Genomic DNA, 15,073 nt, shown 5'->3' on the forward strand with positions numbered 1-15,073 from the left:
AGCGCGAGGCGATGGATAATTTTTAACAGAGAACATTGAGCTTGTGACGGACGACGATAAAACGCATTTGCAGCAAGACAACAAGACAGTAGCGACCGGGTTTAATCCAAACCGCCCAACAGCCACTGTCGCGCCACATGGTCAATCTCCCGTCGTCCATTCGGTCGGCAAGGATAGCGCCTTAGCCATGGATGCCGAAAAAACCAGGATGACTACCGGGCCGGGTGTGGTAACCCCCGCACCTGCCAATCCGGTAGCACAACCAACCAGCTATCCGACTCAATTGATTACGCCGTCGGGCCAAACCGCATCGTTGGCGGTTGGCGATGTGTTGAAAGGCCGCTTCGAAATCGTGGAGGCGCTTGGCGAGGGCGGAATGGGGATGGTGTTCAAGGCGATCGATGCGCGCAAGTTGGAAGCGAAGTCTCGAAATCCCTATGTCGCGATCAAGGTTTTGAGTCCGGCGTTAGCCCAAAACGCCGTGTTGATTGCCGGTCTGCAGCGCGAGTGCGAAAAAGCCCAGGAATTGTCGCATCCCAATATCATCACCGTATATGACTTCGACAGGGATGGCGATTTTGTCTTTATGTCTATGGAATATCTGGCGGGACAACCGTTATCTAAAATCATTCGGCAATCCGCGGTATCAGGCGGTCTCAAACTGGAACGGGCCTGGCCCATTATTCGGAAAATGGGCGAAGCCCTGGTTTACGCGCACAAAAAACATATTGTTCACAGCGATTTCAAGCCGGCCAATGTGTTTGTCACCGATAACGATGACGTCAAGGTGTTGGATTTCGGCATTGCGTCCCGGCTCGGTCAAACCGAGGCGGACGAAACCATTTTTGATGCCCGCGCCGAAGGTGGTTTGACACCACCCTATGCCAGTTTCGAAATGCTGAACGGTTCCAGGGCCGATCCACGCGACGATATCTATGCCTTCGGCTTGGTGGTTTATGAGTTGTTGAGCGGCAAGCATCCCTACGATCGTAAGCCGGCCTCCAAGGTGTTTCTGGAGCAGCGTAGCGGCCAGCAGGCGATGCCGAAGCCGGTGGCGGGACTCAACCGGAAACAATGGCAGCTGTTGAAATCGGCGATCGAGATCTTGCAAGAGCAACGGCCCATGCGTTTGGACGAATGGCTGGAACTGTTCGAACCGAATAATCAACCGAAATGGGCTTATGGGGTGACGGGTGGCTTGTTACTACTGCTGCTGGGTGGCGGCGGCTTTTATTATTTACAGTCACAATCACGGCCGGATCGCCCTGTTGAAGCTCAATCGCCGCCGGTAGCACCAGCTGAGGTAGCGCGGCCGCAAGTTGAAAACTCGGTAATACCCGCCGAACCGCCCCTGGCAAATGCGGGTGACAATCTCAACGCAATCGTAGGCCAGACTGTGGTATTAAACGGCGGCCAGTCCCGCTCGCGCGATGGCGGCCCGTTAAAATATGCATGGCGCATTATTACGCGCCCGGCCGATAGCAAAGCCGCCTTAACCGACGCCGATAGCGCGACCCCACGTTTCATTCCGGACCAAGCCGGCAATTACACGGCCGAGTTGAGTGTGACCGATACCGGCAACCAATTGTCGCAGCCGGTTACGGTATCAATCAATGTCGATCAAGCGATGCCGTCGGCGCCCGAGATAGAGGCGGTGCTGCATGAATCGACCAGTAGAGACGGGGTGCTCTATTTGGCCGCCAGTAAACCTAAATACCTTATTGGCGACCAACTCGCGCTGAATTTTCGAGTTGCCAAAGCTGGTTACTTGCGGGTGGCTTATTTGAGTAGCATGGGGGAGATCAGTGAATTGCTGCCTAACAAGTATCAACCGGGTAAAGTCAAGCCGGGCGTGGAATACCGGATACCGCCCAAGGCGCAGTCATTCAAATTACAAGTGACGGGTCCCGCTGGGATAGACCGGATCGTGGCGGTTTTCAGTGAATCGCCGATAGCCAAAGTCAAAAATATTGCGACCGCGGAGGGAACGCTGGTCAACGAGTTGCAGGATTTGGCCGCATCCTCCGTCATGGTTCAATACGATGTGTTGAACAAGCAATAGCCGTATAAGGTGCAGGTCCGGTTCTGCTCGGGAAAAGGCTCGATCAAGCCAATTTCTTGATGCCGACAAACTTGCGTTGCGGAGTCAGTTCCATTTCGAAATAACCTTGTATGCCGGCTTTGGTTAAAAAACGCCGAATGTTGCCGGCCGGAAAGACGATACGGCGGCCATCGTCCGCAATCACCGATACGGTCTTGGCGATACCCTGATAAAACGCCAGGTACTGGTCGTAACTGATGTTCATGCTGAAGCGGATGAATTGATTATCGGACATGCAAAAAGACTGTGCCGGTAAAACCGGCACAGTAGGGATAGGTTAACGATTGTTTTGCAGCGCCGCGATGCGTTCTTCCAGCGGCGGATGGCTCATGAACAGCCGTTGCACGCCGCCACCGTTGATGCCGAAGGCGGCCAGTTCGCCCGGCAACTGAGCAGGTTCATGCGAGCGTTGCAGGGCTTGTAAAGCGGAGATCATTTTTTGGCGTCCGGCCAGTTGCGCGCCGCCAGCGTCCGCTCGGTATTCGCGGTAACGCGAGAACCACATCACCAGCATTGAGGCCAGAATAGACAAGGCGATTTGCGCCACCATTTGGGTGACGTAATAGGCCGGGCCATAGCCGCGTTCGGTTTTGAACACCAGGCGGTCGACCAGATGGCCGATCACAGTGGCGAAGAAATACACAAAGGTATTGACCACGCCTTGCATCAACGCCATGGTCACCATGTCGCCGTTGGCAACGTGGCTGATTTCGTGACCGACTACCGCTTCCACTTCGTCGGCATTCATGTTTTGCAGTAATCCGGTACTGACGGCAACCAGCGCGCTATTGCGGTTGGCGCCGGTAGCGAAGGCGTTGGGTTCGGCGGTATCGAATATGCCCACTTCCGGCATGCCGATACCGGCTTGTTGCGCTTGTCTGGCCACGATGCCGACCAGCCATTGTTCGGTTTGGTTTTGCGGTCTATCGATCACATGCACGCCCATGGCGTTTTTGGCCGACCATTTGGACATGAATAATGAAATTACCGAGCCGGTCATGCCGATAATCGCCGACATCATTAACAGTGCATCTAGGTTGAGATTGACGCCCTGCGCATCCAGTGTGCTTTTCAGGCCTAGTACATTGAAAATCACGCTAATCGCGATCATGATGGCCACGTTGGTAGCCAGGAACAGCAATATTCTCATCATGGTAAAAAATCCTGTGTTGTAAGGGATGGAAACGAGGTGGGTGCTGAATGGTTAAATTCAAGGGTTAGAGTGGTAAGATGCGGCAAAGTTTATTTGAGGGGGGAGAAAAATGAAAGGCATAAAATTGCTATGGCTACTGCTGGTAATGACACCGTTGTGTTTTGCCGCCAAACCGGAGCACGAAGCGGTGTTGAAGCAGCTTCATCTGCCGTATGGATTTAAAATCTCGATATTCGCCGACAATCTGCCCAATGCCAGACAAATGGCGTTGGGCGAGCGTGGGGTGCTGTTCGTCGGGACTCGGGAAGGTAACGTTTATGCCGTGCAAGATCAGGATAATGACGGTTTTGCCGAGCAGCATTATACGCTGGCCCGAGATCTTTATTTGCCTAATGGGGTAGCGTATAAGAGCGGGGCTTTGTATGTCGCCGAAGTCAATCGGATCATACGTTTTGATGAAATTGAAGCCCATCTGGATAATCCGCCCGCTCCTGTAGTGGTTTTCGACAAATTGCCTTCCGATAAACACCATGGCTGGAAATATCTGCGTTTTGGTCCAGACGGCAAGTTATATAGCGCGGTCGGTGCCCCTTGCAATATTTGTAATCCTGAGCAGCAAATTTATGCCTCATTGTTTCGCATCAATCCGGATGGCAGCGGTTTCCAGATTTTAGCCCAGGGTGTCCGTAACAGCGTGGGCTTTGACTGGGAACCTCACACCCATCACTTGTTTTTCAACGAAAACGGCCGCGACTATCTGGGGGAGGATGTGCCGCCCGACGAATTGAATCAATGGACCGGAGACAATGAACATTACGGATTTCCGTATTGTCATGCCGGAACCATTCCCGATCCCGATCATGCCGGGGACAAGAAATGCGGACAGTTCAAGGGGCCGGTCTGGCGTTATAAAGCGCATATCGCGCCGTTGGGCATGCGGTTTTATACCGGTTCGCAATTTCCCGAGCACTATTACAAGCAGCTGTTCGTGGCGCAACATGGTTCCTGGAATCGTTCCGCGCCGCAAGGTTATCAAGTGGCGCTGATCAAATTCAGCGCGGGTCATCCATTTAGCGAACAACCCTTTGTATCCGGTTGGCTGACGCCAGCGGGCGAGGTTTTGGGGCGGCCGGTAGATATTCTACAATTGCCGAATGGTAGCTTATTGATCAGCGACGACAAATTGGGCGTGATTTATAAAGTCGAGTACACCCAGTGAGCGCCAAGCAATTCGAGGTATTGGAAAAAGAAACCGTCTACCAAGGTTTCTTCAGATTAGAGCAATATACGCTCAAACATACCTTGTTCAAGGGCGGTTGGAGCGCGCCGATCACCCGTGAGCTGTTTCGTCGAGGTAATTGCGTGGCCGTGCTGTTGTACGACCCCGAACGCGACGAAGTGGTGTTGATAGAGCAGTTTCGGGTCGGAGCGGTACATCAACCCCACAGGGCCTGGTTGATAGAAATCGTGGCCGGTGCTATCGAGGAGGGCGAAACCGCCGAGGAAGTGGCCTATCGGGAAGCGCGGGAAGAAGCTGGTTGTGAAATCGAGGAATTAATCGAAATTCAGCAATTCTATACCACGCCAGGCGGTTGCTCGGAACGCATCACGCTGTTTTGCGGGCGGGTGGATAGCCGCGATGTCGGCGGTGTGCATGGCCTGGTAGAAGAGGATGAAGATATACATGTCAGCGCCGTCAAATTCGATGAGGTGTTCAAAATGCTAGAGGATGGCGAAATTGAGTCGGGGATTCCGATCATCGCCATTCAATGGCTGTATATTCACCGTAATAAACTTAGGGCTCGCTGGAGTAAAACCGAATTATAAAATTGACAGCGTTCATGCGAGAATAATCAGGCTCGGCCGCTTAGCGGGTAAGTTGGGCGCTTTCGTTTTTGCCGCAATCGGATGAATTGTTACAGAGCTAAAATAAGAAAAATTACGTGGCCAATATTCTGATTTATTCCAATAATCCGCGGCTCACCGCCGAGTGGACCCATACATTGATTAGCGAGCATAGCGTTAGCAGGTTATTGAATATGCAGCATGAATACCATGCCGACGCCGTCATTTTCGATGCACGCAAGCTGGACGAGGATGCCAGTCTGATAGCGGTTTTTGCCAATAAAAACACCCGTTTTTTGGTGATGGGCTCGAATTGGCCCGAGCAAAAACAAATCGATGTGTTGGTACATGGCGCGGCGGGCTATTGCGAGGAAGCCGAAGCGACGCTATTATTGAAACGCGCGGTGGAGTGTATCCTAAAGGGCGATATCTGGATCCGGCGGGCGTTGGTGCCGAAAGTGATAGGCGTGTTAACCGGCAGCCTAAACAACGGACATAATAACCACCATCTATCCGCCACCGATATTGATAAGTTTAACAAGATGGCCGATTCATTGTCGGCGCGGGAATTGGAAGTCGCCAATATGATCAGGCAGGGTGAAAACAATAAAACGATCGCTCAGGCCATGAATATTTCCGAACGCACGGTCAAGGCCCACTTATCCTCCATTTTTAGAAAGTTCGAAGTCGACGATCGCTTGCGGCTGGCCATACGTCTGAAAGAAATCGATCAATATCGGTAACAAACCGGTTCAGTCATCCCCGTCGGATGGCGGCGCAAGGGCTAGCTGTTTGATGCGCTCAGCTTAAAAAGTCGTCCAGTTCCAGCCCGATAAAGCCCCGTTGATACGCTAGTGTTTTGTCTTCGGCGGTGTTGTAACCCCACGAAGCGAACAACAATTCAACCTCGGCCAGTTCCGGCTGTTTTTGCACATTAATCAAGGTCGGTAAGCGGTCTTCGACAAAATGCATGGCTTGATGGGGATGGGTTCTCAACAGGCCTTTCAAGACTTCCGATTTACTCATATTACGGTCCAGCCCGAAAATCCGTTCCTCGGCCAGTTCGATGGCATTGGCTTGCAAAATCTGTTTTACAAAACGTTCTTGTTTGGTGGTGATCACATACCAGGTATTGGTTTGACTCAGTTTTCGCAGCTTTTCGGCAACGCCGGGAAATAAGGGGTTCATGGCTATCCAGTCGGCCAAGTCGGCGGCTATCCAGTGATCTCGAGTTTCGCCGAACAGTTTTTTCAAGTCGTCGCTGCCGACCTTGGCTTGCTGCAATAACTGCCCGGTTTTTTCGGCATAGTCGCTGAAAATGGCTTCGCAGCTTACGCCCAAATCCAGCAGCCGCATCGCCAGGATGGCTTCGTAGCCGGTTTCGATGATGGGGCGTACCCGGCGGAATTGATCTATCATGATTTGCGGAGCGGAGGCGGGCATATCTTCCCAGATTTGGCTGGCCGCTTTCCAGCCGGTGATGGCGGTTTCCACCGCGCTGTCACAGATGACGCCGTCAAAATCGAGGGCATGGATAATCGAGTCGTTCATGTGCTTGTTCGTGTAATGGGATAGGATTAAAGGTAGAGGGTTCGGCTCCGCCAAGCCAACCGGTAATTCATCAGAATGCATGCGGGGAAGGGGCGCTTCAGGACGCGTCCATTTTGTAGCCGTAGCCTCGCACGGTTTTCAGCAGTTTCAGTTCGTATTCGTCATCGATCTTGCGTCGCAATTGCCGGATATACACATCCACCACATTGGTCAACGGGTCGGCGCTGTAACCCCAGACTTGCTCCAGAATGCGGGTGCGGCTCAATACCTTGCCGGGCATGCGCATGAAACATTCCAACAGGGCGAATTCCTTTGGCGTCAGCTCGATCTGGTTGGCGCCACGTCTGACGTCATGGGTGGAGACGTTCAGGATCAGGTCGGCAATCTGCAATTCCTTCAGGTCCAGTTTGATCTCGCCGGTGCGCCGCCGCATCAGCACTTCTATCCGCGCCAGCAGTTCCTCGAAGGCGAAGGGTTTGGTCATGTAGTCGTCGGCACCGGAGCGCAAGCCCGTGACTTTATCCTGTACCGTATCGCGCGCGGTCAGCATCAGTATCGGGGTGTCTATGCCCATGCCGCGCAAGCGTTCACAGACTTCCCGGCCGTCCACGATCGGCAGGCCCAGGTCCAGAATGATGGCCTGAAATTGGCCTTCGCCGCCAATCGCGATGGCTTCCTGGCCGTTGCGAGCCACCTCGACCGCATAGCCTTCGGCCTTGAGACCCCGCTCGACAAAGTCGGCGATCCGTTTGTCGTCTTCCACCAGCAGAATGCGCATGTAACCATCGTCGGTTTGGAAATTGGACTTAAGTTGTCGTTCACTCATGGCTGTCATTATCCCCTTCCGCGGAAATTAGCGGTAGTGTCACGGTAAAGGTGGAGCCCGAGTTTTCAATGCTGGTCACGGTGATGTTACCTCCATGTGCCTTCAGAATGGATCGGGCCAGCGGTAAGCCCAGACCCGAGCCATCGCTACGGGACTGTTGGGCGTTATCGCTACGAAAATGGCGCTCGAAAACCCGCTCCAGATCCTGGGCGGGAATGCCTATGCCTTGATCACTCAGGCTAAAAAAGGCTTGATTGTGCTCCAACCACAGCGCCATGGCAATATGGCCGCCAGGCTTGGAATAGCGGCAGGCATTGTCGCCTAATATGAACAACACCTGCCGCAGCCTTTGTTTATCGCCTTGAACCCAAACAGGTTGGCCGGGAGCGTCGAATGAAACCGCAATGGCGTTTTCCTCGGCCATGACTTGAAAGTCTTCAACGCTAGCGGCAATCAGTTCCTTCAGATCCAGTATATCCCATTCGAATTGTAGGTTGGCGGTTTCGGCGCGGGCCAGAAACAACAAATCGTTAACGTATTTTCCCAGTTGCATCGACAGTTCGACTATGCGCTGCAAGGTGTCCTTGTAATCCTCGGCATCGTGTCCGCTCCCGCGCAGCGTGACTTCGGCTTCGCCGCGAATGACCGTAATCGGCGTGCGCAGTTCGTGGCTGATATCGGCTAAAAATTCGCGTCGCTCGCTATCCATGCGCTTCAATTCTTCATTGAGTTGATTCAACTCATGGGTGCGGGCGGCCACCCGATTTTCCAGTTCAAGCCGGCCCTGATGCAATTTTTCCTGCTGCACGCCGAGTTCGAGCGCCATTTTATTGAAGTGGCTGGCGAGGTAGGCAAACTCGTCCCGGCTATTCAGCGCGATGCGGTAATTCAGATTGCCCGAGGCAATCTCGTTGGTGCCTTTCATCAAGGCTTCGATCGGCTTTTTGACTCTGCCCAGCAGTAATATGCCGGCCGTCAGGCTGAAGATGGCGGCGGTCACCGATGCTAAAATAGCGATCCAGCGCGACTGGCTAACCAGGCTCTCCAACTCCTGTTTGGCTTTCGCGGCTTTTTGGCGCTCGGCGTCGATGGCGGCATCGATTAGCGGTTGAAACTTGATGTCGATTTCTTCGTCGGAAAACTTGGACAAGGCTTGCACGGCCTGATCGCGCTTGCCTTGCTGGTACAAATGCTCGACTTCGTTGAAACGGTATTCGCTGGCGTCCAGAAAGGCGGTCAAATTGGCCACCCGTTCCAGTTCGGCCGGTTTGTCCTGCTGGTCGGCGTCGTTAGTCGGCTCCTTGACCGCCTCATTCCGCAAGGTCTGCATCGCTTCGAACAAACGTTGTTTGGAGGCGCCCACGCCGGCCTCGGCATCCGGCCCACCCGTTATCAAACGATCCATCTGCTGTTTGAAATAACGATAGGCTTCCTGCGACAAATTTTCGTAACGGTCGAAGGCCTGGTAGGCGCGCTGGCTACGTTGAAAATGGCCGGCGACCTGATCCGACCCCCAGTGCATCACGGCGCCCAACAGTAATACGAAGCCGAAGGATACGATGATCACCAAGGCCAGTCTGAAACGGAACATCGGGATTAATTACTCTCCACGCTCTCATCCATTTGTTTTTCCATCGATCGGATGGCGTCCAGTTTTTCTCGCAACAATCGGTTTTCGTCCTTTTTGGGTTCCGCGGTTTCTTTCGATTCAAGCACGGTTTTGACTTTTTTCTGTTTTTGTTCGGCCGTGTTCAATTTTTTCGACTGGTTATGCATGCGCGTCAAGGTCTGGGTGTGAATGGCTATCAGCCTTTGCACCCGTTCATCGGAAGCATAGCCGGGACTGACCGCTTGGACGCCGTCCAGAATCCTCGGAATGTCGCCGCAAGCCTCGGAAAGCAGTCTGCCTACCATCAGGTGTAACTGTTTGCCGTCCGAAGGCGAGAGCTTTTGGGTATTCAGCAACGATCTGCAAACATCGGCCCGGCCGGATTCCGGCATATTGGCCATGCTGGCGCCGAAGGCAAGTAGTTCATCGATACCGGATTGGGCGTAAGGATCGTAAATATCGGCCGGCCGGTTCGAATAGGCGGAATTGTAGCCGGCGCAGCCGGGCAGTAAAAAAAACAGCGAAGATAACAGCAGTAAACGCATGGCTAAATAGAGTGACATTAGAAAATTCCGGGGTTTCAGGCTTCAATATCCAGCGGTAGTTGCACCCTGACTCGGGCGCCTTGATGATCCTGTCTGGGGTCGATGAATTCGATATTGCCTTGGTGATGGGTGACATACTCGCGAACCATGGCCAAGCCTAAACCGGGATTGTCGCCGGGCTGATCGGCGAGGGTTTTGTTACCGCGGTAAAACGGCTCGAATACATGGATACGCTGGTCGGATTCAATGCCGGGGCCGTCGTCCTCGATTTCCAATTCCAGGTGTTCCCCGGCATCGCGCAGCATGATGCGAATTTCACCGTTTGCCGGCGAATAATGGATGGCGTTGGTTAGCAATTGTTCGAATATACCGCGCAGTTGCTCCGGTATACCGTCAATCCGGATCGGACGCAGCAGTTTTTTGATGCGTATTGACTTGGTTTGTATCGAGTCCTGAAAGGACTCGATCACTGTTTCCAGCAGTTCCTTCATGTCGACCGCTTGTTTTTGATGCGGGGCCGGCGCCGCATGGAGCTGGCTGTATTTCAGCAATTGCTCGGAGACGAGCTTCAGCTTATCGACACCGGTTCCCATTTGTTGGACGATGCCCGCTTCCGGGATCAATTCGGGTTGATCGAGCGGGTTGGTCAGGTGTTCGCTAGCCTCGCGGATGGCTTGCAGCGGTTGCTCGATTTCACGGGCTAGATTCTGCATCAATTGCTGTTTGGAGGATTCCAGCACGATCAAATGCGTGCGCAGCCACTCCAGGCGGTCGCCCAGATAACGCAAATCGGCCGGGCCATTGACTTCGATCGGTTCTTGCAAATCGTTGGAACCCAAGCGGCGGATCGAGCTATCCAGTTGCCGCATCGAGCGGGACAGCACCGTCAGCAAGGCCAAAACAAATGCACATGACATCGCCAGTAAAACCAATCCCTTGATCAATAGGCCTTGTTCCAGCGATTCCGATAGCTGGCGCAACTCGTTGAAAGTGTGTTCGACATGGTTTTCGAACTCGCGCGACAGGGTATTCGAGGATTCGCGCAAACCCTGAAAGGCTTCGTCTATGGGTAGTTTGAAACTATCCTCGGTTTCCGAGCCGATGATTTGCTGGTAAATCAAATTTTCCTTTTCCGACAGTTCATTGACCAGCAACGCGATTTTGTTGTCGACGTGCAGTTTCAGCAAATCGCTCAAGGCTTGTTTGAACGAAGCCCGAGCCGATTCGTAAGACTCGCGTTCATAAGGTTGCCGCAAGGCGGGGTCCGACAACAGCACGAACAGCCGGGCCTTGCGCTCGATGTCCGAGGATTTTTGCAGCACCAGGCGTATGGTTTTGGTTTGTTCGAATACTTGGGAGTTGATGGTTCTGCCCAGGGCGGCTGTTTCCCTCAGCCCGAAAGCCGCATAGATGACGCCGACAAAAAGCGGAATCACGGCCACGGCAAAGCCCAGCACGATCAGGGATTTAAGCGATAAAAGATTTTTGAATTTCATCCGCGCGCAAGAAGTAAATAACCCGTCCATGGTAACGGTAAATCCGATTTTAATGAAAATTTCAGGTCAAAGCCTGTGATGATCGGGTACATTGGTTTTTTGAAGTGATCCGGTACGGCGTCGGTTTGCTAATGCTTTGATTTATCTATTCCAAACAGGCAACGGAAACATCCGCTCATTTGACTTGTAAATGCTTATGATACGCTTAAAGTCCGGTTGCTTGTCACCTTACCATCCGTTGCCGCCGATTTGCCAGGTTAAAACATTATGAGACGAGTTTCCGCGATGGTGATCGCATTGTTCGCGATAGCTGCTTTGTGCTTGGCGCATGCCGATAACGCGGCGACACTACCGATTCAGACCTCGAGTTCATGGCCGGCTTTATTGCTCGATCTGGGCGGCGAGAGCATGGCAACGGCCGGCAAAGCCGATGCCATCCAGGTAATCCAGGGAGCGGCTTCAACCCAGGAAGCCGGTATTTCGCTGCGGGCCGATAACAGCGAAGTCACGGTTTTGCATCCCGGCTTCGGCAGTTGGAAGGTCGATTTTCGGTTTCCGTTAACGGCGGCTCCGCCGGCAACGGCGTATCGATTTTGGGCCCGTTGGCGTCAAGGCGGCGAGCCGGATGTGTGTGTGCAAACTTTCGAGATTTGGGCCGGGCCGGATGCCGATCATCTGCAACAGCGGGCCACATATCAGCTAAAACCCAAGGGCTGGGAGTCGGCCTGGATCAGCAGTCAGTCCCTGGTCAGTTTAAAAGCCGACGACAAGCTAATCGAAATCCGCGACAGCGGCGCCGGGCATGATGCCAAGGTTTTTGATGCCTTTTTACTGGCGCCGCCCTTGGCTACCTTGCCCGTTAACGGAACTGTGGAAAATCCCGCCGTGCTGTTGGAACTGGGAAAATCTCCCGTTTTCGCCGGCATGGCGGCGCAACCCGGATTACGGGTTCTGGCCGGCGGCGCGCAAGCCGGCCCAGGCGCCGAATCGCTATTGACCGAAACCGATGAAGTACAGGTTTTTCACCAGGGTTTCGGGGCGTGGCAAGCCGATTTTCGTTTTCAACTCGATCCCTCGATTAAGCCTGGACGTTACCGTTTTTTCGCCCGCTACAAAAGCGGCGGCGAAGTGTCGCAAGTCACGCAGCGTTTTGTCGTCAAGGCCGGCGCCAGTCCAGAGCAAATGGCGAATCGTGCCGAATTGACCACGCTGAACAACACGCCATGGGAATATCAATGGCTGCAAGCCGAAGATATGCTGACACTATTGCCTGGCGATCGCTGGCTGGAAATCAACAACAGTGGGCAGGCGGACGGCGCCAAGGTGTTCGATGGTTTTGTGCTGAAAATGGATGCCGGAATAGGCAACTGGATGAGTGCCGAACAGGCCCGGGCCAGAAACCGGTTTTTGGCCTTGACTCAACCTGTGTCCAATCCGAAGCGGTATCTGTATGTTTTGGACGGCAAAGGCGAAAACGACAAGCTATTGTTTGCCGGGCTGGCAAGCGCGCAAGCTAAAACCCAGTATGCGCAGTTGCCGGTTTCCTACCTGATCGGCGAGCAGGCCGAGACGCTGGCAAACCGTTTGAACATCAGCCAATTTCCCGCTGCGGTAATCAGTGACGATCATCATACCTTGCTGGGCGTATTGAGCCGGCCCAAGAGCGAAACCGAGGTGGTGCAATTCTTGGCCGAACCCGAAAAAGCCGGCGGCATGCCGACCCCAACCGTAGCCGTGGCCGATAAAGCCACAACCATGCAACACGGCATGCCCGCCGCCTGGTTGGTGGGTGGCGTGCAGGATGGTCTGGCGGGGATGTCGGTAGCCGGTCTGGACAGCGAAAGCGTGTTGCGGCCCAATCCCGGCCAAGCCTATTTGAGTTTGCAAATGATGGGCGGCGAAATGAAAACCTGGCAGCCCGCGCAACCCCAGCTCGACGGCAGTGTCGACATTTTGAAATCTACTCCGCATGCCTACGGCTGGTCGCGCGGCACCGGTTATGCCCAGCTTTATCTGCATACCGGGCAGGCGACCCAGGCCTGGTTGCATCTAACCCAATCCGGCATCAAAACCGCCGTCTGGCTGGATGGAAAAACATTGGAGGTTGTCGATGATCCCCGGCCGCCGGCGGGATGGGGAACGGCCGGCGAGCGGATTAAAACCTTGCTGAAAGGGCTGAAGACCGAAGGCTTGACGGCAACCGCTGTTGCCGAACAGCACGAAACGCCACGGATGGCCAAGCTGGAACTGGCGCCGGGTTGGCATAGCTTGCTGCTGAAACTGGCAATGCAGCACGATGAAGGCCAGCGCTTCTTCTTTAAGGCGCTATTCACCGATAGCCAGGGGCAAGCTATCAATGGTTTGCAAACCCAACTTGATGATCCTACCGTTAATCCGGCGCTGAATCGGATCGCGTCCCAAATCCGGCCGCTGATCCGTGTCGATGCGCCGGCCAATTTACCGCATCCGGGTGACAGGATAAAACTGAAGCTGGATATGCGCTGGCATCCGATATTGGAACAAACTCGATTGCCGGCTCCGCTGCCGCGCTTTAAAGCCAAATTGCTGCTGCGGTTGCTGGACTATAACGGCAAACAAATCGGGCAGAGGGAAGTTCATGATCTGTTTCCGGGACAGGTTGAAATCGATTTCGACCGGATCGAACTGCCGGGTTACTACGCGGTTTATCCGTCTCTGCACGCCGAGGATGGGCAATTGATCATGAACTATCCCGCCGACGGCTTTTCGGTGGTGGCGGGCGCGGCCGAACAAAAGCAGCGGCTGGCCGACAAAAAACTGTGGAACAACGATTATTACGCGCTGGCCGATGGCGATAAAAGCTTTAGCCAAACGGGCGATTATTTTAGCTGGCTGCAACGCATGGGAATTTTTAACAGCTACGGTAGTTATCCGGGCTTCGATGCCCAATACCGAGCTAAATGGGAACAAGCCAAACAATCGGGTTTGCAAGTGTTTGCCGATTCGGCCGGCGATAGCCACTGGCTGAACGACAAGCCGGAAGATGGTCGGCGTTTCATCGACGCCGCCGCCGGCTATAGCCGTTATTTCAAGTCCAGCAACGAGATAGACATTCGCCACGAACCCGAATGGCAAAAATTGCGCGAGCCGGCGCATTGGCTGGAACGGGCTAAATCTGAATATCAGCGGATTCATCAAGCGCGCAAGGACGGTCATTATGTCGGAGGCAGTCTGGTGCGTCCGGCGGAGGGCGACTGGTTCAAACAAGTGCTGCAACTGGGTCTGGATCGCTATCAGGATGCCTGGGATGTGCATGCCTATCCGCAAAAATCCCCGCGTTTCGGCCAGCCTTTGGGTAACGGCGAGACCGAGGACGAACGCGGCGTGCTGGCGGTGTATGCAGGTTTGGGTAAAAAAAATACCCTGCCGTTCTGGTTGGGCGAAACCGGTGCCAAAGCCATGCATGGTTTTAGCGGCAGGCGCTGGCAGGCGGAGCAGGTGGCTAAAATGATCGCCTGGGTCAACAGTCGCCGGGATTATCTGGGCCTGGCCTTTTGTATCGCGCATGAGTACGATCAGGCCTATGGCCGGATCTGGGATTATTCCATGGGCCACAAACCCGGCGAGGCGGCCTTATACACCGCCGGCGCCTTGATCGACGGTTTGCCGTATCAAGCCGTCGATACGCGCGATGCGGCTATCCAAGCGGCCAAGTTTGGTTCAACCTTCATGGTCTGGCGCGATGACGCGGCCGTTAGCGAATGGCCGTTACGGCTCGATCCGGGCAAAACCTGGGTGATGGTGGATGTGGTGGGGAATAATCAGGCATTAACAGTCGACGCTACTTCCGGCAATGCGAATATCCCTATTTCCGCCAGTCCGGTCTATGTGCTGCCGAAAACCGACTATGAGCGGTTGACCCGAAATTAGTGCCGATTAACCAAGCGGGCGGTTGTAGTGTTAGAACT

At 54.0% G+C, this 15,073-nt stretch carries 12 protein-coding genes; 5 read left to right on the top strand and 7 right to left on the bottom strand.

Features of this window, described 5'->3' with window-relative positions; all coding sequences use genetic code 11:
* Window positions 1–43 precede the first annotated feature (43 nt).
* Window positions 44–2,062 (top strand): serine/threonine-protein kinase, encoded by a 2,019-nt coding sequence (locus tag IVG45_RS01610; protein ID WP_196436158.1) that lies wholly within the window; start codon window positions 44–46, stop codon window positions 2,060–2,062.
* A gap of 43 nt (window positions 2,063–2,105) precedes the next feature.
* On the opposite strand, the gene IVG45_RS01615 is transcribed toward IVG45_RS01610, so the two are convergent.
* Both IVG45_RS01615 and htpX read right to left on the bottom strand, forming a co-directional pair.
* Window positions 2,106–2,336, bottom strand: coding sequence for a DUF2835 domain-containing protein (locus IVG45_RS01615; protein ID WP_196436159.1), 231 nt, complete (start codon window positions 2,334–2,336; stop codon window positions 2,106–2,108).
* Between the two features lie 42 nt (window positions 2,337–2,378).
* The gene (htpX, locus tag IVG45_RS01620; protein WP_196436160.1) at window positions 2,379–3,254 is read right to left on the bottom strand and encodes a protease HtpX; all 876 of its coding nucleotides are present in this window, start codon (window positions 3,252–3,254) and stop codon (window positions 2,379–2,381) included.
* Between the two features lie 109 nt (window positions 3,255–3,363).
* Here htpX and IVG45_RS01625 point away from each other — a divergent pair, with 109 nt between their 5' ends.
* The 3 genes from IVG45_RS01625 to IVG45_RS01635 all read left to right on the top strand — a co-directional run bounded on the left by IVG45_RS01625 (window position 3,364) and on the right by IVG45_RS01635 (window position 5,842).
* The gene (locus IVG45_RS01625; RefSeq protein ID WP_196436161.1) at window positions 3,364–4,473 is read left to right on the top strand and encodes a PQQ-dependent sugar dehydrogenase; all 1,110 of its coding nucleotides are present in this window, start codon (window positions 3,364–3,366) and stop codon (window positions 4,471–4,473) included.
* Window positions 4,470–5,081 (top strand): NUDIX domain-containing protein, encoded by a 612-nt coding sequence (locus IVG45_RS01630; RefSeq protein WP_196436162.1) that lies wholly within the window; start codon window positions 4,470–4,472, stop codon window positions 5,079–5,081. The genes IVG45_RS01625 and IVG45_RS01630 overlap by 4 nt, the downstream gene beginning before the upstream one ends.
* Window positions 5,082–5,197: 116 nt before the next feature.
* The gene (locus IVG45_RS01635) at window positions 5,198–5,842 is read left to right on the top strand and encodes a response regulator transcription factor (RefSeq protein ID WP_196436163.1); all 645 of its coding nucleotides are present in this window, start codon (window positions 5,198–5,200) and stop codon (window positions 5,840–5,842) included.
* A gap of 58 nt (window positions 5,843–5,900) precedes the next feature.
* Here the strand turns inward: IVG45_RS01635 and IVG45_RS01640 are convergent, their stop codons facing one another.
* From IVG45_RS01640 to IVG45_RS01660, 5 genes are all read right to left on the bottom strand, one after another.
* Entirely contained in the window at window positions 5,901–6,650 is a 750-nt protein-coding gene (locus IVG45_RS01640) for an HAD family hydrolase (protein ID WP_196436164.1), read from the bottom strand.
* Window positions 6,651–6,747: 97 nt separating this feature from the next.
* Window positions 6,748–7,476, bottom strand: a complete 729-nt coding sequence (locus IVG45_RS01645) for a response regulator transcription factor (RefSeq protein ID WP_230874716.1) — start codon at window positions 7,474–7,476, stop codon at window positions 6,748–6,750.
* The gene (locus IVG45_RS01650) at window positions 7,469–9,067 is read right to left on the bottom strand and encodes a sensor histidine kinase (RefSeq protein ID WP_196436165.1); all 1,599 of its coding nucleotides are present in this window, start codon (window positions 9,065–9,067) and stop codon (window positions 7,469–7,471) included. The genes IVG45_RS01645 and IVG45_RS01650 overlap by 8 nt, the downstream gene beginning before the upstream one ends.
* Window positions 9,068–9,072: 5 nt before the next feature.
* A complete protein-coding gene (locus tag IVG45_RS01655) occupies window positions 9,073–9,648 on the bottom strand; it encodes a hypothetical protein (protein ID WP_196436166.1) in 576 nt (191 codons plus the stop codon).
* Between the two features lie 17 nt (window positions 9,649–9,665).
* Window positions 9,666–11,156, bottom strand: a complete 1,491-nt coding sequence (locus IVG45_RS01660; protein WP_230874717.1) for a sensor histidine kinase — start codon at window positions 11,154–11,156, stop codon at window positions 9,666–9,668.
* 237 nt (window positions 11,157–11,393) lie between these two features.
* On the opposite strand from IVG45_RS01660, the gene IVG45_RS01665 reads away from it, so the two are divergent.
* Window positions 11,394–15,035 carry a hypothetical protein gene (locus IVG45_RS01665; RefSeq protein ID WP_196436167.1) on the top strand — a complete coding sequence of 1,214 codons (3,642 nt, stop codon included), beginning with the start codon at window positions 11,394–11,396 and terminating at the stop codon, window positions 15,033–15,035.
* Window positions 15,036–15,073 lie beyond the last annotated feature (38 nt).

The sequence above is a fragment of the Methylomonas sp. LL1 genome (assembly GCF_015711015.1).
Taxonomy (GTDB): Bacteria; Pseudomonadota; Gammaproteobacteria; order Methylococcales; family Methylomonadaceae; genus Methylomonas.

Excerpts from the sequence above, each read along its gene's own strand:
- IVG45_RS01615 (WP_196436159.1), bottom strand. The coding sequence starts at position 2,336 with ATGTCCGATAATCAATTCATCCGCTTCAGCATGAACATCAGTTACGAC.
- htpX (WP_196436160.1), bottom strand. The coding sequence starts at position 3,254 with ATGATGAGAATATTGCTGTTCCTGGCTACCAACGTGGCCATCATGATC.
- IVG45_RS01625 (WP_196436161.1), top strand. The coding sequence starts at position 3,364 with ATGAAAGGCATAAAATTGCTATGGCTACTGCTGGTAATGACACCGTTG.
- IVG45_RS01640 (WP_196436164.1), bottom strand. The coding sequence starts at position 6,650 with ATGAACGACTCGATTATCCATGCCCTCGATTTTGACGGCGTCATCTGT.
- IVG45_RS01645 (WP_230874716.1), bottom strand. The coding sequence starts at position 7,476 with ATGAGTGAACGACAACTTAAGTCCAATTTCCAAACCGACGATGGTTAC.
- IVG45_RS01650 (WP_196436165.1), bottom strand. The coding sequence starts at position 9,067 with ATGTTCCGTTTCAGACTGGCCTTGGTGATCATCGTATCCTTCGGCTTC.
- IVG45_RS01655 (WP_196436166.1), bottom strand. The coding sequence starts at position 9,648 with ATGTCACTCTATTTAGCCATGCGTTTACTGCTGTTATCTTCGCTGTTT.
- IVG45_RS01660 (WP_230874717.1), bottom strand. The coding sequence starts at position 11,156 with ATGGACGGGTTATTTACTTCTTGCGCGCGGATGAAATTCAAAAATCTT.
- IVG45_RS01665 (WP_196436167.1), top strand. The coding sequence starts at position 11,394 with ATGAGACGAGTTTCCGCGATGGTGATCGCATTGTTCGCGATAGCTGCT.